The organism is Ornithinibacillus bavariensis, from assembly GCF_018333235.1.
GTDB lineage: Bacteria > Bacillota > Bacilli > Bacillales > Amphibacillaceae > Ornithinibacillus > Ornithinibacillus bavariensis.
On the sequence record NZ_BORP01000003.1, the window covers coordinates 116,862 to 137,893 of the forward strand.

16 protein-coding genes and 1 tRNA gene are annotated in these 21,032 nt (G+C 36.4%); 8 read left to right on the forward strand and 9 right to left on the reverse strand.

The genetic code is table 11. The features are described from left to right. Window positions 1-12 precede the first annotated feature (12 nt). Both KI338_RS09250 and KI338_RS09255 read right to left on the reverse strand, forming a co-directional pair. On the reverse strand, window positions 13-1,056 hold the full coding sequence (locus KI338_RS09250; protein ID WP_212920727.1) for a DUF4097 family beta strand repeat-containing protein: 1,044 nt from the start codon (window positions 1,054-1,056) through the stop codon (window positions 13-15). Window positions 1,057-1,158: 102 nt separating this feature from the next. After that, window positions 1,159-1,551, reverse strand: coding sequence for a thiol-disulfide oxidoreductase DCC family protein (locus KI338_RS09255; protein WP_212920728.1), 393 nt, complete (start codon window positions 1,549-1,551; stop codon window positions 1,159-1,161). Between the two features lie 229 nt (window positions 1,552-1,780). On the opposite strand from KI338_RS09255, the gene KI338_RS09260 reads away from it, so the two are divergent. Then, window positions 1,781-2,329, forward strand: a complete 549-nt coding sequence (locus KI338_RS09260) for an RNA polymerase sigma factor (protein WP_306345306.1) — start codon at window positions 1,781-1,783, stop codon at window positions 2,327-2,329. Then, the gene (locus KI338_RS09265; protein ID WP_212920730.1) at window positions 2,295-4,376 is read left to right on the forward strand and encodes an ankyrin repeat domain-containing protein; all 2,082 of its coding nucleotides are present in this window, start codon (window positions 2,295-2,297) and stop codon (window positions 4,374-4,376) included. The genes KI338_RS09260 and KI338_RS09265 overlap by 35 nt, the downstream gene beginning before the upstream one ends. A 272-nt stretch (window positions 4,377-4,648) precedes the next feature. Here KI338_RS09265 and KI338_RS09270 read toward each other — a convergent pair whose 3' ends face one another. From KI338_RS09270 to nagZ, 5 genes are all read right to left on the reverse strand, one after another. Beyond that, window positions 4,649-5,194, reverse strand: a complete 546-nt coding sequence (locus KI338_RS09270; protein ID WP_212920731.1) for a DUF1697 domain-containing protein — start codon at window positions 5,192-5,194, stop codon at window positions 4,649-4,651. A gap of 118 nt (window positions 5,195-5,312) precedes the next feature. After that, the gene (locus tag KI338_RS09275; RefSeq protein WP_212920732.1) at window positions 5,313-7,292 is read right to left on the reverse strand and encodes an FtsX-like permease family protein; all 1,980 of its coding nucleotides are present in this window, start codon (window positions 7,290-7,292) and stop codon (window positions 5,313-5,315) included. Between the two features lies 1 nt (window position 7,293). After that, window positions 7,294-8,046 carry an ABC transporter ATP-binding protein gene (locus KI338_RS09280; RefSeq protein ID WP_212920733.1) on the reverse strand — a complete coding sequence of 251 codons (753 nt, stop codon included), beginning with the start codon at window positions 8,044-8,046 and terminating at the stop codon, window positions 7,294-7,296. A gap of 328 nt (window positions 8,047-8,374) precedes the next feature. Further along, entirely contained in the window at window positions 8,375-12,049 is a 3,675-nt protein-coding gene (locus KI338_RS09285; protein ID WP_212920734.1) for a 5'-nucleotidase C-terminal domain-containing protein, read from the reverse strand. A gap of 234 nt (window positions 12,050-12,283) precedes the next feature. Further along, window positions 12,284-13,957: a beta-N-acetylhexosaminidase gene (nagZ, locus tag KI338_RS09290; protein ID WP_212920735.1), complete on the reverse strand. Its 1,674-nt coding sequence runs from the start codon at window positions 13,955-13,957 to the stop codon at window positions 12,284-12,286. Between the two features lie 106 nt (window positions 13,958-14,063). Between nagZ and KI338_RS09295 the strand changes: the two genes are divergently transcribed. Next, window positions 14,064-14,136, forward strand: a tRNA-Ala gene (locus tag KI338_RS09295). 117 nt (window positions 14,137-14,253) lie between these two features. On the opposite strand, the gene KI338_RS17750 is transcribed toward KI338_RS09295, so the two are convergent. Then, entirely contained in the window at window positions 14,254-14,391 is a 138-nt protein-coding gene (locus KI338_RS17750; protein ID WP_244853519.1) for a hypothetical protein, read from the reverse strand. A gap of 622 nt (window positions 14,392-15,013) precedes the next feature. On the opposite strand from KI338_RS17750, the gene KI338_RS09305 reads away from it, so the two are divergent. From KI338_RS09305 to KI338_RS09320, 4 genes are all read left to right on the forward strand, one after another. Then, the gene (locus KI338_RS09305) at window positions 15,014-15,442 is read left to right on the forward strand and encodes a hypothetical protein (protein WP_244853522.1); all 429 of its coding nucleotides are present in this window, start codon (window positions 15,014-15,016) and stop codon (window positions 15,440-15,442) included. A 342-nt stretch (window positions 15,443-15,784) separates the two neighbouring features. Beyond that, a complete protein-coding gene (locus tag KI338_RS09310; protein WP_212920736.1) occupies window positions 15,785-16,336 on the forward strand; it encodes an HNH endonuclease in 552 nt (183 codons plus the stop codon). Continuing rightward, entirely contained in the window at window positions 16,333-16,479 is a 147-nt protein-coding gene (locus KI338_RS09315) for a hypothetical protein (RefSeq protein WP_212920737.1), read from the forward strand. Before KI338_RS09310 ends, KI338_RS09315 begins: the two co-directional genes overlap by 4 nt. A 705-nt stretch (window positions 16,480-17,184) precedes the next feature. After that, window positions 17,185-18,381, forward strand: a complete 1,197-nt coding sequence (locus tag KI338_RS09320; protein ID WP_212920738.1) for a M20 metallopeptidase family protein — start codon at window positions 17,185-17,187, stop codon at window positions 18,379-18,381. Between the two features lie 53 nt (window positions 18,382-18,434). Here the strand turns inward: KI338_RS09320 and KI338_RS09325 are convergent, their stop codons facing one another. Further along, a complete protein-coding gene (locus tag KI338_RS09325) occupies window positions 18,435-18,767 on the reverse strand; it encodes a DUF4870 domain-containing protein (protein ID WP_306345307.1) in 333 nt (110 codons plus the stop codon). A gap of 224 nt (window positions 18,768-18,991) precedes the next feature. Between KI338_RS09325 and KI338_RS09330 the strand changes: the two genes are divergently transcribed. Beyond that, entirely contained in the window at window positions 18,992-21,016 is a 2,025-nt protein-coding gene (locus KI338_RS09330) for a prolyl oligopeptidase family serine peptidase (RefSeq protein WP_212920739.1), read from the forward strand. Window positions 21,017-21,032 lie beyond the last annotated feature (16 nt).

Here is a 21,032-nt window from a genome sequence, read left to right on the forward strand (position 1 = left end):
TAGTCTTAATTATTATTTGTTAATCGAAACATTTCCAGAACCGGTGCGGAGACGAACGACGTTTTTACCATTTCCTACTTTTCCATATAAATGGTTTCTATCCTTCTGCTCCGTATTCATAGCAATATTTGTTTGTATACCACCTGACCCTGTACGAATATCAAAAAGAATATCTAACTCAAAGTCTTGATAATCTAAGTGAATATTTCCGCTTCCAGTCCTTAAATCCAACGCTGAATTATCTGACATCACTAGATTAATATTACCAGAGTTTGCATCCCCTTTTACAGCCCCTCTGATATCACGTAATTCTATTCTTCCCGAGCCTACATTAGCCTCCGTGGTTTCTGACCAGAAATGCTCAGCAGTAATTGTCCCAGAGTTTGCACGGATAGTTGCATTTTTCATATATATCTCATTCAAAATAACTCTACCTGATCCATCCCTTATATCCAATTCCTCTCCCTTTACTTCAGCCATACGAACACTCCCAGAGCCGACTTTTCCAGTAATGTCCCCATAGGAGGAATTGATTTCTACCTTTCCAGAATTAGCTAAAAATTGTAGCTTATCCGCTCGGAGCTTATCAATTATTATTTTCCCTGACGTAGTATCTGTAAACATCTTTCCAGCTGTAATGTCGGTAGCCTGAATGACCCCAGATGTAGCAGATATTCGAAATGTCTCGGCAATTAATTGTTTCATAGCTATCTTTCCTGATGTTACTCGGATATCCCAATTGTCAGCTATATCCCTTGGCACATATAGTTGAAGAATACTTTTTGGTAATGTACCAAAAAAGAATGTAGATCCTTTTCTTTCTTTCTCCGCTATTATCATTAATGCTTCTTCTGTCTTCTCTGTTTTTAACACAGGACCACCTTCATAAGACTCGAATTGGATGTCAACTCGAGGAAGCTCATGTGTTAATACCTTCACCGTTGCAATATCAGAAGAAACCGTTATGCTTTTTAACCTGTCAACCTCTATGGACTCTTCCTGTCTTATTGTATTTATTGGCGTACCAATTAGCTTATTTAATAGACCACCTACCATAATTACATCTCCTATCATTTGTATTCTTTATCTTATTTTACAAGATTACTTCTGATAAACAACGTACTCTTGAAGTAGATGAACTCCGTCCAAAGGCTGATATTATTCTAGAAATCGCTGCCTGTCTAATTGAGAAGGTATCATACACGACTCCCGTTTACCAAACCAGCTATAACGGTTCTTAGCAAAGAGATTATAAAAGATATTACGGATAGGTTTAGGCACAACAATAAACACATAGCAAAGCTTCCACAGTCCCTTTAGCTCTTTGGAAACCTTTAGGGCAGCAGTTGATTTAACATAAACCTCTTCCCCTTCCAAATAAATAAAGCTATCTATATCTTTAGGAATTTGGTAGTCATTAAGTAATTGTTGCCCAATTTCACTTTGAAGAGAGGCAAAGTGAAATTTTGCCGTTGGATCTCGTTTAATAATAAATTGAACAGATGAATTACAAAAATTACAAACGCCATCAAACAAAATAACACGCCTCATAGTAAGCCCCCTTATCCATTTGGTACCTCTATTATTATTTTACCTTATTTCCGAGCTAGAGTAATACTTATTACTCAGTTAACCTGTACAAAAAACTATTCTACTTTATAGTAGAAAATAGAACGAAATCTGTCATAAGAAAAGCAAAAATGATTATTTTCAATAATTTTTTGGTAAAATGCAATTTAATTTTTATAAATACGTCTAATTAAGTGAATACCAGGGGGTGATGGTCGTGTCACATAATAAAGTAATAGCAGATTGGTTTGAACGCTTTGGGAATGATATTTATCATTTTTTAATATATCGAGTTGGACCAACTGATGCAGAAGACTTACTGCAGGAAGTCTTCATTAAGGCGTTAAAAGGATTTAATAGTTTTAAAGAAAATGCATCACCAAAAACATGGCTGTTTAGTATCGCGCGAAACTTAGCCATTGATGAGTCACGAAAGAAAAAAACGAAAAAGTGGGCGGAAACAGTTCCACTAGATGTCATGAATGAACCTAAAACGAATAGTTCTCCTGAAACAATATTAGATTTTAATGAGGACACAAAGGCTATCTATGAATGTATTCATCAGCTAAAGCCTACGTATCAGGATGTCATCATATTAAGAGGAATCAAAGAGCTTTCAGTGGAAGAAACCGCCAATATACTGAAATGGAGTGAAAGTAAAGTAAAATCGACACATCATCGTGCAAAACTAGCACTGCAAGAAGAACTAAGGAGGTGTATCTCTTATGAAGAGGTTAAATCACCTAGAGCCGCTAGATGAAAGTCTACGTCTAATGCCAAAGCCAACTTTAAGTAAAGATAAACATATACAAATTAAAAATGCCATTTTAAACACAAGAGCAGCTCCATTCAAACAAAAGAAAAAACGTAATTACAAGGGGATTATGACAACAGTTGGCGCCCTTGCTGCTGCCCTTATGTTCGCAGTTTTAATTTATAGTTATCTTGACCAAGATTCAGAACCAACCACAATGGTATTAGCAAGCTTGATCGATGAGGATATTCACAAGATAAGCGGTTCTGCTAATGGCAAGTCCTATCAAACTGAGGATGAAGAATTGATAAAGCAATTCTATCAGGATATTGGGAATATGGAATTTGCTGAAACAGAGGAGAAAAACACCGATCAGAAAGATATTATCATGCTATACAATGCAAATGGGGAAATACTCACAACCTTTCATTTTGGAGCAAAGGACATCGTTACCATTGATGACCATCAGTATAAGTTTGATACGACAAAATGGCAGGACTTTAAAGAGCTTTTCTTTACAGAGGAAAATCTTGTAACAGAGAACGATGTGGACTCCCCTAATGAACAACCAGAAAACAATGAGGATGTATCCCTATTAATGCAGCAGGAGCTAGCCAAATCACCAAGTCAACGGGATTGGAGCAAAGTACTTGAATATGTAAAGCAAGGTGCCGATCCGAATAATGCATTACTACTTGCAGCAAAGGAAAACAATGTAGCAATTGTTCCTGAACTCTTGGACCTAAAGGCGGACGCCAACACAACAGATGGAAATAGTAATACGCCGATAATGCTTACAACTAGTGTTGACGTCGCATCTTCATTAATTCAACATGGTGCAGACTTAGTGGTTAGAAATAAACGGGGACACAATGCCCTCGTTATTGCAGTCTATGGGCATCAAACAGAAATGGTAAAGCTATTATTAGAGGCTGGAGCAGAACCAAATACAATTGTTCATCCTGATAGTACTGTGCCAGTTTTATGGATGTCTGAAAAATTTAATGATCAGGAAATTAGCGAATTACTCCTTCAACATGGTGCGACTAAGTTAGAGGAATATGATCAGGAACCGTGGTGGGTTAATGACAAGGAATCATGGTGGATTTCTCAAATACCATCCTTATCGGAAATGCTAAAACGGAAGGAAGAGTTATTATCCGCTGCTTCAATTGGAAGACTACCAGGTGTACCTGATATACAAGTACCGGCTGATATTAATCATTTCGGTTACCCATTTGAAAACCTTCCAGCCAATGGAGGAATGATAGATGTTTATGGTGATCATATTTTCTATATTCCAAAGGAACAAAGATTTTATAGAGCTTACCGATATGAATTAAACCCAGGGGACCATGTTACAGTTGCTGATATTGAGGATGAACTAGGTGTGCCTAGTTCAACTACAACAGGTGATAATGGTAGTATTGCAATGGTATACAGCTTAGATCATTACGATCTAAAGTTTTACTATGATGGAACGTTGAGCTACCCTAAAAATGAGTTGGATATTTTATCACTGGAATTAGCATATAAAGAACCAGGTATTATTGAACATGCAGATTCTACATTTAAATTACTAGTTGATCAACGTTTGAATGACCTCGCAAATCAGGTTCATCCAGAAAAAGGAGTACTATTTGCGCCATACCTACAATTAACATCGACACCGATGACAAATAAACATAGCCCTGTAACGTTTTCTGCTGAGGAAATACCTAATATTTTAGAGGATAAGAATCAGTATCTTTGGGGGTATGGTAGTGGAAGCGGATTACCAATCAATATCACACCAGCAGAGTATTTGGAAGACTATGTATATACAAAGGATATTCCTAATGTAATCTATGTTAATGAACAGCACCTTACAGCACCAGAATTTTTTACAGAAACAATTAGAAGCATCTTCCCTAACGCCCATATGGTGCAATATTCCTTCAATGAGACAGTGGAAGGCGATGACCTAAGCTGGGTAGACTTATCATTAGTCTTTGAAGAATACAAAGGGGAATGGAAACTAGTTGGCATACTCCATAATGCCTGGACACCGTAAGTTAATAATTTAGGAAAGTCGTAGGGCTTTCCTGTCAATACATTGATAGTGGAAATTTACGCACCAACGTATAAAATTACATGAAAGCCAAATAAAAACATTCCTACTGTTGGAATGTTTTTATTTATAACTACGAGAGGTTTCTATAGAATTTAAAATAGTAAAAGGCAACGCGACTAATAAAAAGTCTGCGTTGCTTTTTAAACTAGTGAAACCCTTAGGTTCGAATGACATCACATAAAAACTCAAATGTCTAACTAGAATCTTATAAACTAGCTGTTTTGAGCTTGCATTAGCTCATATATCTTGCGAGTGGTATTGACATTTCTTACTGTAGCTTGTTTGTATACCTTTGTTCCAATCAATTTTGACTTCCCACTTTTGGTTATATTTTTCTTTTCAACCGACCAAATGATTGCGGCAGGAATATATTTAACCTTGTCAATATTCGGTTTTATAACCAGGTTTTCAAGTACAGATTCATCATCAATTTCATCCCATAAAAAAATAACATCACATGACATTTCTTTGTCATTCTTCCATGTGTTCGGAATAGCGTTAATGACTCCACTAACATCATCGATACTTCGTACTAATACTTTAATTTGTAATCCAAAATCATTAGATATCGCTTCTTCCAAAATGCTTGAGAGCTCTACCTTTGATACATCCTTGTTTGAAAAAATAATATTACCTGTATTGATGTATGTTACCACATCATTCATACCGACTCGTTCAAACGTCTTTTTTAGCAACTTCATATCAATTTTATTTTTTCCACCTACATTAATCCCCCGAAGAAGAGCAACATAAATCATAAGCATTCTCCTTTCAACCTTTTATCTTACCTTAGCAATATTGTGATACTAGTCATTACCTTGGTATAGCAGGTGCTCTTCTTCAACACTCGCACCCTTTGTAACACCAAATGATAAGTTATATGTTTGCTTTATCTATAGAATGAGCTAGTTTTGTGCTTAACAATCGATACATCTTCTTTCTAGCATAAAATAGAAAAGCAAATTGTAAGACGAAATAACTCCCCCCTACAATTAAGAAATGCAATATGATTTCAGGATTTGCAATAACTCCCCCTATATCTGTAGCCATAGCTAAAATGTACAACAAGGCCAAAGTTGTACCAAGTAGGGTAGGTATCATAAATATCGTCGTAATCTCCTGTGAAATCATTCTCTTTATCTCCTTACTTGTTATCCCGATACGGTACAGTTTACGAATTCTTTCTAATTCCTTATCCACTTCAGAAAATAATTGAATATACAAAAGGAAAAATGACCCTATGAAGAATAATACGCTTAAAAATATAGTTACGAAAAAAAGTATTCCATTTGAATTTTTATTCTTTTCATATCCCTCAATACGAGAACTGATTTGAAATAATTCATCCTCAGGGACGATATGTTCAACATTTATTGCAGGCGTACTAGCATGAAGGCTTTCAAACGTTTGTTTTAACTTTTTCACTTCTGTTTTTGAATTCTGCCAATCCTCAAGATTAATTAAATGAACTACTGCAGCTAATCCGTCTACACTTCTTTTTAGTCTCGACAATTCTGTATCGTTAATCACAAATATTTCACTAAGATTGCTTAATGTATTCATCCTCTTCTCAGCAATTACTTCCTTTACATCATATATGATCTCATCACTGCCACTTGGTATACGAAGTCCTTGGTCATAGGGTATGCTCTCGGGAGTTTCCGTATTTTCATTTAAAAAATAAATAAACTCATTGTTTTTTAGTTCAAATTGGCTGGAAGTTAACTCATTAAATGCATCTAATGACATAAACGTATATGCATGAACAACTTCATAATAGTCCTTTTGAAAATAGGAGTATATTGGAACTGAAACGTGTCTTTGTACACGATTTCCATTCTGTTCAAAAATAGCTTTTACCGCATCTATTCCCACATTATTCGTACTATCTGTTTGAATAAACGCTACATCGAACGGGGTTTCTTCTATCGCTTCTCTCTCCGTTGTTATATATGTAAATAAGATAATTGTACTATACAAAAGTGTAACCATAATCATTACTGTAACGAGCATCATAACCGACGTAAGCCGCTTATACTTATAATTAATATTCGTTAAATAGAGTAAACGCCGATAATAATATCCTTTATTCTTTTTAATCAGCTCTATCAAAAGGCTCGTAAAATGATACAATACGATATACAATCCAATGAATGTAGCTAGTGACCAAAGTAGTAGAAAATCGCCACCCCGGTGTCCTGTATACGTAAAATAAAGTCCGATAATCGAGCCAATCACAATTAAAAGTCCAATTCCACCTAACCTTGCATGTTTATCAGAGACATTTTCTGTTATTTTTTCGTTTTTTAAATTTGTGATGATATTTTTTTTAAATGTTAAATAAAGGGATTGTCCTACTGCTACAAAAAACATTACCAAAAATACAATAACCGTATAGAGAAACATTTTTGCATGAAGTTGAAAGAGGATCTCCTGTATACCTACAAATTTTAACAATAGCCAAAAGAAGAACTTAGAAAGGGTTGCTCCAATTAAAACACCAATTATTAGAGAGATAAGGGCAATAATACTATTTTCTAAGACTATTAATTTACTAATCTCACGCCTCGTCATACCTAATGTCATGAATAACCCAAATTCACTACGCCTTTTCTTCATAAAAATATGATGTGCATAACTCATGAAAAATATAGTAAAAGTAAAAAGTGCAACCCCAGGAATCGACAAAACATATTGAATCCCTTCTGACTGCTCCATTTCAACAAGTTGTTTATTCAAATAGACGGTTGTAAACATAAAGAAAAACGTCACTGCCAAGCTATTGCAAACAAGATAAAAAATATACTTTTTATAATGATGCTTAGCCATCTTCCATACAATTTTATTAAAGGTCATGTTACCTTCCTCCTAAGAGGGTAAGGTTATCCATAATTTCAGTTAAAAATGCATTTCTATTGGTCGTTTTTGAAATACTAGAATGAACTGCTCCATCCCTTATAAAGATTACCTTTTGGCAATAACTTGCAGCAAAGACATCATGCGTTACAAGTAATACAGTAGTTGACATTTTATCTACAATTCTTTCGAAACACTCCATTATCGCAGTCGATGATTTAGAATCCAAATTTCCTGTAGGCTCATCAGCAAAAATAATCTGAGGCTCATTTACTAATGCACGACTCACCGCTGTTCTTTGCTGTTGTCCACCTGATATATGATAAGGATACTTATTTAAAATTGATTTTATTTCAAAGAGACTAGCAAGCTCATGTATTTTTTCTTCCATCTCTGTTAGGTTTTTCTTTTCCAGTATCATAGGTAACATGATATTTTCCTTCACGGTTAAGCTATCTAGTAGATTAAAATCCTGAAATACAAAGCCGAGTTGTTTACGACGAAAATGTGCTAGAGCATCACTCTTCATTTCATTTAAATTTTCTCCGCCAATTGTAACTTCACCGGAAGTTGGCTGATCGATTCCACTTAATATATTTAATAGGGTCGTTTTTCCACTACCAGAGGGACCCATAATGGCAACAAAATCTCCTCTATTTATCAATAGATTAATGTTATTTAATGCCACTGTTTCCCTTTCTCCATTAAATTCTCCATAAACCTTAAAGATGTTATTCGCCTCTAAAATTGTCATCCCTTTTCCCCTTGCTCTATTGTTACTTATTCTATTGATTTATTATGCAGTATTAAAATTCGCTTTCCACCCTTCCAAAGTCATATGCTGTTAATAATCTACATCGCCCTAACTAGTTTCCCACTTGATTAATTATCCTAAACTACTATTTTAAGTAAATGATTTCATAATCTCTCTGTTATTTCAATATAAATATGCAAATAAACTGATAATTTATTTTTATAAAGTAAATGAAAGGGATAGAGTAACTCTACTCCATCCCTTGAAACACTTACTATCCATTTATTGTACTTCTTCACTATTTGTAGCTACTAGCCATATTGTCGTTTTATTCTTCAAGATCAACCTTTAAAATTCTTTCTCTTACTTTTGTCATTTCAAATGTTTTGCTTGTTGTTCCGTTAGTAACGGTTAAGGTTATTTCTTTTGCTTTCAAAATTTCAACCTGTTTTTTATTCAGTAAAAGTGATCGTGGTTTGCTTCGATTATAAATATTGATGACAACATGAACTCCATGTTCAAGGGCTTCTAAGTCTTCTGTATGAACTGTTGCGGTACCGTTATTTTTCTTCACTGGTACCTCAACCGTGACAGGCTCTTCTGGTTCTTCTCCTGGAACTTCGTCTGTTGTTGCAATTCTTCCATCAGCGATATAATCGATAGGGTTACCTTCCGAACTATTTAGGCTACGAATGAAATCTACTGCAGCATCGACATCAACAGGTCCCATGATTGGATTTTTCCCTAAATCTTTAATTGGGCCTTCAGAAGTTCCCATATAATTATTTACAGCTAATGTGTACACCGCATTCCTATCGATTGGCGTACCATCTGGTAGTGTAATAGCCACTACCTGCTGTAACTCGGGGTTAAAGGTATATCTGAATCCAGAAATGCTATAGTCCGCTCCATATTGTGAGAGCTGTTCATTTAAAATTGGATACAGATCCTCACCCTTAATTTCAACCGTCATTAACGTATTGCCAAATGGTAAAATATTATAGACCTCACCCCAAGTGATTGGGCCAGCAAGTAAGTCATCACGAATTCCCCCACCATTTTGCATTGCAAAATCACTGTCCATCGCCCATTTCATACCATCTGCAATCAGATTTCCAAGGGCATGATCTTTATCATTTGAATAGCTTCCCGTTAGATCATTTGCGTTATAACCAACTACTTCATTTATAATTGGTGCAATTGCATCCACATAGTATGCTAATGTATCAGCAACGATTGCATCTGGTGTGTAATCACTTTGTTTCACAAATACAATCTCCGCTTCCTTCGAGACAATATCACCAGTTGTGCGATCGATTTGTACATCGACATCTGCAAATGCCTTTCCATATTCATTTGCTTGGACAATCAACTTATTATCCACAACAGCATTGTTCACAACATGATTATGGGCAGCAAAGATAATATCTACTTCATCATCTACTGAATTTGCTAAGTCAGCCGCTGCACCAGTTGCACTTTCTCCCGATTGATAGGCTGGCATATGTGCAAGCACTACAATTGCTTTAACTCCTTGTGCTTTTAATTCTGCTGCTGCATTATTGACAGCATCAGCCTCATCGGTAAAGGCTATTCCCTCTAACGAAGATGGCATAACCATATTCACAGTTTCCACCGTGTTAACGCCTATAAAACCAATAGGTACCCCATCAACTTCTTTAATATAATATGGATCTAAAAATGTCTCGCCAGTATCTTCGTAAACACAATTCGCACAGAGCACTGGAAAATTCATACCATCATAGCCCGCCGTTCCCTTACCTTCAGGGTGTTCTCCTCCATTTACCATGCGGAGAAGTTCATCAACCCCTTCATCGAACTCATGGTTACCAACTGTTCCTACATCAAAGCCAATTTCCTCCATAATCTCGACTGTTGGCTCATCCTGTAAAAGACCGGAAACCGGTGAGCTACCACCAATCATATCACCAGCATGGACGATTAACGTATTTGGATTTTCAGCCTCACGTTCTTTAATCGCAGCAGCTGTATAATCCATTCGACCGTACATTTCTTTTGTACCATCACCATCTGGATCTATCATGTATTCTTGATCGATTTTCCCATGAAGGTCATTCATGCTTAAAAATTGTACCTCTACTATATTCGGGTCAACACTTCCAACAGGAATGTAGCCATAGGACTCTGCTTCCGCTGGACTACTAAAGAAAATACGTTTATCAACTGGCACATCTGCCCAATCCTCCGGTACTACATATTTCTTCGTATCGGAATTTCCCACATAACGAAGTAGCCCTTTCTTATCATCAAAAGCACGGAATACGAATGGTAATTCCAGTAGTGGATTTTCCGGATTCCAGATACCGAGCCCTGCATCTTTCGCCTCTTTTACTGCCGCTTGATAAATTGGATATGCCTCTTCATCGATTGGTGCAATAAAGTAGGTGGAAGCATAGCCCTGTGCTACCATTTCAAGGTTAATATTCAAATTATCCTCTTTACGAATAACCTCTGCTAAAATTCGGCCATAATCATCTGTTGGTTCATCACCAATCTTTAAATAAATCTCATCACCTGGATGTAAAAGCTCACTGATATAGGACTTAGCAAGTTCGCCATAATACTTTTGATTTTGATTAATCTCTGATCGAGCTGGATCATTATTATGGGCATCATATGTTTCCGCCGTATCCATATTCAGGAAACGCACCCTCGTTTGACCAAACACAGGTGTTTCAATTCGGATTGTGTCCCCATCAGTAATGCTAGCAACAGTAGTTTTATAGAGCCCTGCTGCAGATGGTGGACCTGGCTGTTCAGCTGCTAATTGAATATCCATCTGCTCCGTTGGAATTAATTGATAATCGTTGTACTGACTAACAATCGCGGTAATGTCGTACCACTTTTCCGGTTCAACTAATGAGATATCTAGTGCATTTTCCATCACTCGTAAAATCGTTCCATTAAAGTCATTATCTAATAGGGATACATTATATCCCCCACCAGCTGGACTACTAGGAATATTGCTAATAAATGCATGTACTTCTACCAATTCGCCCTCATAGGACTCAGCAATAGCAGGGTTTTGTAAATCCTCTAAAGTAATTGTTTGTATATCTGGTAAAGGCTGGCCTTGAGCTAAAACCTCAATGGAAGTAGGGATAATCTCCTTCAAGCCATTATAGGAATCTAGCTTTCCAACTACCTTTACGCGATCTCCTTTAACTAAATTAGGTAAACTCCCCTTTTGGTAAGCGTATAGATTAATACCAGCAGAATCATCCTGAATATAGGTTGTAAACTGCCCTGGAATACTAATTGCTTCACTATTTGCTGTTACAATACCTTCCACCGTAACTGTCGTACCATCTGCTAGGCTACGAGCCTTACTGATAGAAGATACTCCAGTACCTGGGTCATCTGGATCTTTAGGGTCTACACCATCCATTTCGTGATAACCAAGAAAAGTAAAATTATCTTTTCCTTGATTTGTCCATTCCGTGGAATCATAAATAGAATTCGGAGCTGTAACAGACGAATTCCTTACTAACGTTTTGTCTACACCATAATTTGGTCTTTCTCCAATGATACCAAGTAAATCTATTATTCTATCCTGGGATTTTAATGCTACCGCATCATCACCATTAAAATTAATGACTGCATTATTCGTCATATCGGCAACTTGAAGTATCTGTTCACTCGCACTAGAATGAGCGATAACCAACACATCACCATGTTCTAAGATACCTGACAATGGTAAGACCTGTGTTGGAGATGATGCACCGTTACTGTATAACTCTAGCTTATAGTTTTCTAGATTAACGGCATCTCCTGTACCATTAAAAATCTCAATTGCCTTATTGAATGAACTACCTTCTACATACTCAGAGATAAAGAGATCTTCCGCTAAATTTTCTTCATCACTAGTCGTTGATGCTGCAAAAACAGATGGCATATTCATAAAAACTAGTAAGAAAATAAGAAATACACTAACTACCTTTCTAAGCGATGCCTTTTTCATTTTAACCCTCCATTTTCATAGAATAATAGGACATAATTACAACCCTTACACTTCATTCATACCATAATTAAATTCCGGTTTCTATTTACTTTTTGTAAAGATTGCAATAATCAATACTATTAGACTACTGATTTTAGTAAAACAGTTATTTTTGCCCAAAATTATGGATAGTTAATTTTGCTTAAGAAACTAGTTAATAAAGTGCATAAAAAATAGGACTGTTATTTGACAGTCCTACTTTACAACATCCTTAATTTGATCATTAATTTTTTGAATATCCTGGTATTCAATTTGATGATGATTTATGTCATATTTATCCTTTAAGCTTAGGATTCTTTTTACACTATCATCAATACGTTCATTACTTATTTCCCCATTTTCAACCGCTGACTTTAAGGCCTTAATGGTACTAACAATATCCTCGTATTCTCCGCTAATCAAAATAATATCACTACCAGCTTTAACCGACTGAACAGCCGCTTCTCCAATCCCATAGTTCCCTGCTATAGCCTTCATCATCATATCATCAGTTATGACTACTCCATCAAAATTTAATTCCTTTCGAAGCAAATCAGTAATAATTGGTTTTGACATGGAGGACGGATATTTCGAATCAAGCTTATCGAATAGAATATGGGCGACCATAACCACATCAGCACCTTCCTCTATCGCGTCTATAAACGGGACAAGCTCTATTTCATGTAACTCCTTTAAGCTTTTATCAATACGTGGCAATTCTAGATGGGAATCCGCCTCCGTATCTCCATGACCAGGAAAATGTTTGATGACAGGGATAATATGTTCATCCTGCATTGCTTTCATCGTCTGAATTCCCAGCTTGCTAACAAGGGCTGGATTATCGCCAAAGGACCGGTCCCCAATGACAGGATTCTTTGGATTACTATTCACATCTACTACTGGAGCGTAGTTCATATTCAACCCATAGGCTTCCAGTTCTTGTGCTAGGATAGTACCTATTTGAGATGACAGCTCCACATTATTTTGGAGTCCGATATCTTTATTTGTAGGTAATTTTTCTAATCCTGGAAGCCTCGTGACACGTCCACCTTCCTGATCTACGGATAAAAGTAATGGAATTTTATTAATAGAATTGATTCGTTTTATACCATTTACTAAATCTATTGATTGCCGATAGCTAGTAAAATTCTTACTAAAAAATATAACCCCGCCTACCTTGTAGTCTTCAATCAAATTGGTCGTTTGCTTCGTAGGAATAGTGCCTTCCACGCCAGCCATTATCATCTGACCGATTTTTTCATCCAAGCTCATAGTAGCTAGAAAGCTTTCATAGTCAACCTTCAGTTTACTTGGATCTGTATAGACAGAGATATGATGAACTACTGGATTCGGGTTCTTTTTTGTAGGTCGTGGAAGAATCCACTTTAGCTGATAAGCATCATTTAGCTCGTAAACTAAAATAATTTGATCAATTTGGCTATCCTTGTAATAGCGCTGTTCACTAGGTTTTCCCAATGATTGTGTGATATCTTCAAAATGTATCAAATGCAAATCCTTACTGAAGGAACGAACATCGAAAATGGTATGATTGGTATGACCAAATGTTACTAGTTTCGTTGGATAATCGATGTATTTTCCGTCACCAGAAGGAGTTTCCTTTTCAGGCTCTCCCCATTCGGTCAATACGTCATCAAGCCTTGCTTCACCTGCAGTAAACGGCACCTTTGGGATTCGTCCTTCCGTGGCTTCGCGAAAAATATTTTGAATCAAGATATTCGGATCAAATAATTGTTTTTCCGTGGGGAATCGTTCTATTACTTTAGCTTTTTCAAAGGTAGTCTGAGATTCTATTAGATTTTTGCCGAAAATTACAGCGACCGATATCAGGAGGATGGTAATAATAGAAAGTGTTAGATATAGCTTTTTCACTGAACTCCCCTTCTCTCTTTTCATTGCTTAGATGAAAGTACTTTAATCTATGTTTCTTTCATTGAAATTATTATAAGAAATCACTATAATATTATTGTAACATATCGGGGCATTAGCTCAGCTGGGAGAGCGTTGCACTGGCAGTGCAGAGGTCAGGGGTTCGAGCCCCCTATGCTCCACTACCCGGAAACCCTTAATTATAAGGGTTTCTTTTATTTTCTGAAGGTTGATTATTGAGGGGAATTGAGGTAATTCCTATCTTGGTCATGGTTTGGTCATGACCTGTTTTTCTAAGTCTACATACCCATTACTTGCCTTAACTTATCAGCTACTTCAGTTTGCATCGTTGGTAATACATGGGAATATGTGTCCAAGGTGATTCTAATATTCGCATGTCCTAACCGTTCAGATACTACCTTTGGATTTATGTTCATTTGTAGCAACAGGGTTGTATGACTGTGCCGTAATCATGGAAGCGGATCTTCTTCAGATTGGCTTTTTTTATTTGCCTGTTAAAAGACCTACGTAAATTACTCGGGTTTACAGGGGTTCCGAGACTTGTACAAACTACCAAGTCCAAATCATTGTACAATTCCTTTCCTTCCTTTTTGTCACTTTGAATTTTTTTGATGTTTTAATAATTCATTTACCGTTTTAAGCATCAATTGAATTGGGAGGCTGCTCTTTCAGATATTTGGCAATATAATCCAATAGATGTAGGTTGCACCATGAAGGTAGTTAATGATTGTATTGTCGAAGTTTGACGAACGAAATCCTAAAATTGAATTTTGAAACAAAAGAGCCTCCTAAAATTGAATTTTTCACTCACAAAATTCAATTTTGACCCCTAAAAAACAAAAAAGGGGCAATACTTAAAGAAGGTGATCCAAGAAGGTCGCCTTTTCTTATGGTGAATTTTTTATTTTCGGAATATTATGTTAGTGTTTAGATAAAAGTTATTATGCTAACGGGGCAGGTTAGAAGAAGAGGAATTATTAGAAGTATATTTAAATAAACAAGTATTATTACCCAATTCAATTTTAGAGGGGGGATAATTTGAAGAAAGTAATTACTTTATTATTTACAATTGTACTTTTAACAGCTTGTTCAGAAACTACGACCTATAATTATAAATTTAGTGGAGAAAGTGAGTATTGGGAAGCTGAGTACTCAAATAAAGGAACAGAAAAATGGGGAGAAAAAGACGGACAAAGAACCTATTCGAACGAAAATAGCTATAAGTTCGTATTAAAATATAAAGGTTCATTAGAAGAGTTGTCTTCATTACAAAAACTTGAATACTCATTTGAGTTTAATGGGTTTAGTAGCAAAAGCATTGTAGAGTTTACGGATCCCCCATCATCAGCAACGTTTCCGGTCACAGGTAAAGATGAAGCAAAAGTAGGTAAAGATGAAGTTATAAAAGTATATGTAAAATGGGATGAGTTTGAAGAGTCATTTGAACTTCATAATAATAGTAAATAACCTTGTTGAACTAAAGGGTGCGTTAGATAAAGAAGGTGATCCAAGAAGGTCGCCTTTTCTTATGGTAAAATTTTTAATATCATTTTCAGAATATTGTGTTACTATTTAGATAATAGTTACTATGCTAACGGGGCAGAAGAGTTGAATAAGCTCTTTGCTTATGTTCACCAATCGGGCCAAATTGTTTAAGAAGTTGACCTTCTTTGTGGGTTCATATTTTTAAAATAGGGGGAATGAGAAATGAGTTCTATACAAGATTGAGCGAAAAAGATTGATTGGGAAAAGAGGATTAAAGCCGTTTGTAAACCATGTTGGGAACTTAAATATTGTCCATATGGACCGTTGGTTGAAGATTTTCCAATTAAGGAAGAAGCCGATGACCATAGATGTAGAATATTCGGTCATGAATGTCCGGTATTCTATGTAGCTGAACCTTTTACAGAAGCCAAAGAACTTAGAAATGTTAGCAGAAACATTTCTCGCCCTGTTCAATTTAGAGTAATGAAAAGGGATAATCAAATATGTAGAGTATGTGGACAAGCTGTCAAAGACGAAGATATAGAATTTGACCATGTTATTCCTTTTTCTAAAGGTGGCAGTTCAGATGAAAATAATGTAAGACTTCTCTGTAAAACGTGCAATAGAAAAAGAGGTAATAATTTTGAAGACGAATATCTTGTAAGGGATTCAAGGGACCATCTCATGAATCCAAGTAGTATAGAAATTGTAGAATTTTTATTGGAGGTTATAGATTTTCATCATGAATTTGTTCGTGATAATCATAGGGAACCAAGTTTTTTAGATTACAATGAATTTACAGAAGAGGATACAGAATTAACAAAGCAGAGTCTTGTACTCTCGGATTTTGGTTTCTGGCAGGGGTGGATATTATGAAAGACAAAATTCTATATAGTATTATCGCATTTCTTATGTTTTTTATTGTAGTTACGAATGTACTGGATAGAACTACTGCAGATGAAGTGAAGGCTGTTAAGGATAAAAATGCAGAACTTTTAGCTACAATCGTTAAAGAATGAAAGTGAAAAATAAAGAATGCACTAGCAAATGCCCAAGGGGAAAGTAAAAATTTATCACAAGACCTTACCAAGTTTGCAAATAGTGTTGCAGATTCCACTATTGGGCTTGTCGTATTAAACGATGTAACAATTGATGGGGTTCTTCTCAGACTAGATATCACCTATATCTATTTCGAAGATTGTACCGATTGTGAGTATGGCTATAGGATAGTGAAAGAAGGAGGAAATCACAATACTAGAACGATAACACCTTACAGTTACATCCCAATCTACATGTTGAATGATGCAAACATTCTAGAACAGGTAGATTGGGAATACATAGTTAACTTAGACTACGCCCCTATTCTAGAGATATTTGAGGACAGAGAAGGAGTGATATTAATGAGAGAACGTCACCGACCTCCTTCATTTGAACATGTCTTCATTGAAAATTAATTTTTGTTCTATTACACTCTGACTTTAGTTTTCTCTGTTACCCAGTCTATATTTTATTTCTTTTTCTAATACTTGCTTTTATCCTCACCAATACCGTCAAAGGATAATTTTTTTTGCCGTTATCGGAATAACCCAGTACATCATGGACATATTCGAATCTGAATGAAAAATGGTAGAATAATAGAAGAAGGATTGCTGGAGAAATCATATGCAAATCCTGAATATAAACTATTAAGGAATTTTGAGGCCGTGTTAAATAGGAGGTTCATCATGACAGAATTGACATCACAGGAATTAAATCAACAAATCGACAACCTAGTAGAGAAAATTTTTCCAAAGCTATTAAAGATTAGACGACATCTTCATATGTATCCTGAGCTTAGTCATCAAGAAGTAGAGACTACTAAACGGATAAATGAATGGTTAAAGGAAAACGGAATTACTCCACTTACCCATTCATTGAAAACTGGAACTGCGGCTGAAGTGTTTGGTAAGGAAACAGGGCCAATTGTGGCTATTCGTGCAGATATCGATGCTCTACCAATCCAAGAGGAATCGAATTTGCCATTTCGTTCAACCATCGATGGAATCAGTCATATGTGTGGACATGATGTTCATACTACCATTGCATTAGGAGCGGGTATCATTCTCCAAGAACTGAAAAACAATCTACCTGGTAGAGTTAGACTGCTTTTTCAACCTGCAGAAGAAACAGAAGGTGGAGCTATTTCTGTAATTGAAGCAGGATTACTAGATGGGGTTAGCTCCATTATAGGGCTTCATAATTTTCCCGATCTTCCCGTTGGCACTATCGGTATTAAAGAAGGATTCCTCATGGCTAGTGTGGATGATTTTACGATTACAATTAAGGGTAAAGGCGGACATGCAGCAATGCCAGAGAGGACGATTGATCCAATCGTAATCGGAAGTGCTGTTATTTCCCAGTTACAGACATTGGTCAGTCGTACCATTTCCGCTAAAGAAAGTGCTGTACTTAGTATCGGATCATTCCAAGGTGGCGCAACAAACAACGTAATCCCAGATACTGCCGTACTAAAAGGTACTGTAAGAACTTCTAATGATTCTGTTCGAAACAGCATCTATGAGCAGTTTAAAAAGCTCGTATCGAATACAGTTGAAGCAATGGGCGGTGAAGTTGACATAGATTATAAATTCCTTTTTCCAGCCGTATTTAATGATCAACAAGTAACCAATGTTGTTCGTTCAACAGCGATTCGTATTGTAGGTGAGGAAAACACTGTTGTTGCAGAGCCTACCATGGGTGGAGAGGATTTCTCCTACTATCAGCAGAAGGTTCCTGGCTGCTATGTATGGCTCGGTTCAGGAAATAAAGAAAAAAGAATTGTACATCCATGGCACCATCCGGAATTTATGGTTGATGAGGAAGCAATCAAAATTGGGGTAAAATGGATGGTTCAATCTGCGGTCAGGTTATTAGAAAACTAACAAAATAAAGAGAAAAGGCGTTCAAGTAATGATACCTGAACGTCTTCTTTCGCTTACTGTTTAATAAACTGGATTGCTAAAGGTATTTGCCATCTGTCTCCTTGATAAGCTTTCACAGCTGCAATAATCGTTAGAACGAAAACGGTAATACCAACCAGAGGTACTAATACGAAGCCAATTAGCACAATAACTAAAATCCAGCTGCCAACCAGATAAATAGTAAACGATATTAGGAAATTAAAATATTGTTTTCCATGGTAATCTACAAACGCTGATGAATCTCGCTTAATAAGCCAGATAAGTAACGGCCCTAGAATTGGGAATGGTATGCTTAATAAATATAATAGCATTGCAAACAAACGATCATCCTCTGTTGTTGCCATCATATCCCCTCCTCATACTTTTTCATTATTATTGTATTCTTATTTATTTATTACGTCTATAGGCCATTAAAAGTTTCTATTAATATTTCCCATTTTCCCAAGATATTATCAAGATAAAAATTCCCACAGTTTTATTTATATAATACTATTATTTTTAAAATTCAAAAGGGATTTAGAGGATGTATCTCGAATACTATTTATAAGACTTTTCAAAGGGGGATGCATCATTGATTACCATTAAGAAAGATAATATCATTGACGATTATCACGGAACAAAGGTAAGTGACCCATATCGTTGGCTTGAGGATCCCGATTCAGAGCACTCGATTAACTGGAGTAACTGGATGGGGGAAAGATGTGAGGCTTACTTTTCCAAAGCTTCCACACGGGATGCTGACCGTAAAAGACTAGAAGAGCTTTGGAATTATCCGAAAAACTTTGTCCCAAAAAAGGTAAACGATACGCTTTATTACCAAAAGAATGATGGGCTACAAAATCAAGCAATTCTTTACCGTAAAGATGGTGATAAGGACGTCGTTGTAATTGATCCAAATACCTTAAGTGAAGATGGTACAGTTGCAATGACAAATTATTCCTTTAGTAAGGATGGAAAATATCTAGCATTTGCAACTTCTACACATGGAAGTGATTGGCAGGAAGTTCGAGTTCGAGATTTGACTACGGGAGTAGATTTAGAGGATCATATCCAGCACGTTAAATTCACCAGTCTTACTTGGGCCCCAGATAATTCTGGATTTTTCTACAGCAGATTCCCAGAACCAGGTAGTGTGGCACCTGAGGATGAAAGCAATTTCAATAAAGTATTCTTCCATAAGCTAGGTGATCTTCAAGTAAATGATCAATTAGTTCATGAACAGCCAGAAGATAAAGAGTTAATGTTTTCATCTTTTTTAAGTGATGATGACCGCTATCTTTGTCTCTATGTTTATTTAGGAACGGCAACGGAGAACCGCTTTTACCTTAAGACTATAGATAAGGATGAGAAGTTCACTAGGGTTTTAGATCAAGCAGATGCCGAGTATATGTATGTAACCAATAGAGAAAATATTTTTTATTTCAAAACAGACTTACATACACCAAACGGCAAAATCATAGCTGTAGATATAGATAATCCTGAGTCATCCAACTGGAAGGAGATAATTCCGGAGCAAGAAGATGTGATGGATTTTGTCATTGCTATACAGGATAAATTTGTTGTTGGATTGTTACATGATGCGCACCATCAATTGAAGGTATTTAACCTAGATGGAACCTTTTCTCACGATATTGAACTACCTATCCTTGGTTCACTAACTGATATCACTCGCAGTAAGGAAGATAATGAAATTTATTTCGGGATAACTTCTTTCTTAAGTCCAACTGTTGTTTACAATTACAGCATGGACAAAAGGGAACTTAACGTATTTTTCGAAGCTGAACTGCCAATTGATATCTCAATTTTTGAAACTGAGCAGGTCTTCTATACTTCTAAGGATGGTACTCGAGTACCGATGTTCCTGACCCACCGAAAGGGTCTTAAATTAAACGGTGATAATCCTGTTATTCTGTATGGTTATGGTGGCTTTAATATCAACATGACGCCAACCTTTAGCCCTTCTATTCTTCGTTGGCTTGAAAAAGGCGGCATTTATGCTGTAGCAAACCTTCGTGGTGGGACAGAGTATGGAGAAGAATGGCACCGTGAAGGGATGCTTGAGAATAAACAAAATGTGTTTGACGACTTCATTTCTGCAGGTGAATGGCTTATTGAGAAAAACTATACGAAGAAGGAAAAGCTGTCCATAATGGGTGGATCTAATGGTGGTTTACTAGTTGCTGCTTGCATGGTGCAACGACCAGATTTATTTGGAGCGGTCATCTGTCGGGTACCTGTAATCGATATGCTTCGATATCATAAGTTTACAATTGGTCGTTATTGGATTCCTGAATATGGAAGTGCCGATAATCCGGAGCAGTTCCCATTCCTCTATGCATATTCACCGCTTCATAATATTAAAGAAGGGGTGAAGTATCCACCAGTTCTTATTGCAACTGCGGAGAGTGACGACCGAGTAGTACCAGCACATGCCAAGAAGTTCGCAGCAACCTTAATGGAAAAAGCGGATAAAGCGTCTACCATCGTGTTAAGACTGGAAGCAAAAGCAGGTCACGGCCTCGGTAAACCAACTTCCAAAATAATAGATGAATGGGTAGATTTCTATGCGTTTTTAGATAAGGAATTAGCACTATAATAGAAAAGAGTGTCCT

What these genes read in the sequence shown, in the direction of transcription:
- KI338_RS17750 (WP_244853519.1), bottom strand. Translation starts at nt 14,391, where the DNA reads ATGAACATAAATCCAAAGGTAGTATCTGAACGGTTAGGACATGCGAAT.
- KI338_RS09255 (WP_212920728.1), bottom strand. Translation starts at nt 1,551, where the DNA reads ATGAGGCGTGTTATTTTGTTTGATGGCGTTTGTAATTTTTGTAATTCA.
- KI338_RS09250 (WP_212920727.1), bottom strand. Translation starts at nt 1,056, where the DNA reads ATGGTAGGTGGTCTATTAAATAAGCTAATTGGTACGCCAATAAATACA.
- KI338_RS09280 (WP_212920733.1), bottom strand. Translation starts at nt 8,046, where the DNA reads ATGACAATTTTAGAGGCGAATAACATCTTTAAGGTTTATGGAGAATTT.
- KI338_RS09270 (WP_212920731.1), bottom strand. Translation starts at nt 5,194, where the DNA reads ATGATTTATGTTGCTCTTCTTCGGGGGATTAATGTAGGTGGAAAAAAT.
- KI338_RS09265 (WP_212920730.1), top strand. Translation starts at nt 2,295, where the DNA reads ATGAAGAGGTTAAATCACCTAGAGCCGCTAGATGAAAGTCTACGTCTA.
- KI338_RS09320 (WP_212920738.1), top strand. Translation starts at nt 17,185, where the DNA reads ATGACAGAATTGACATCACAGGAATTAAATCAACAAATCGACAACCTA.
- KI338_RS09315 (WP_212920737.1), top strand. Translation starts at nt 16,333, where the DNA reads ATGAAAGACAAAATTCTATATAGTATTATCGCATTTCTTATGTTTTTT.
- KI338_RS09275 (WP_212920732.1), bottom strand. Translation starts at nt 7,292, where the DNA reads ATGACCTTTAATAAAATTGTATGGAAGATGGCTAAGCATCATTATAAA.
- KI338_RS09325 (WP_306345307.1), bottom strand. Translation starts at nt 18,767, where the DNA reads ATGATGGCAACAACAGAGGATGATCGTTTGTTTGCAATGCTATTATAT.
- KI338_RS09260 (WP_306345306.1), top strand. Translation starts at nt 1,781, where the DNA reads ATGGTCGTGTCACATAATAAAGTAATAGCAGATTGGTTTGAACGCTTT.
- KI338_RS09285 (WP_212920734.1), bottom strand. Translation starts at nt 12,049, where the DNA reads ATGAAAAAGGCATCGCTTAGAAAGGTAGTTAGTGTATTTCTTATTTTC.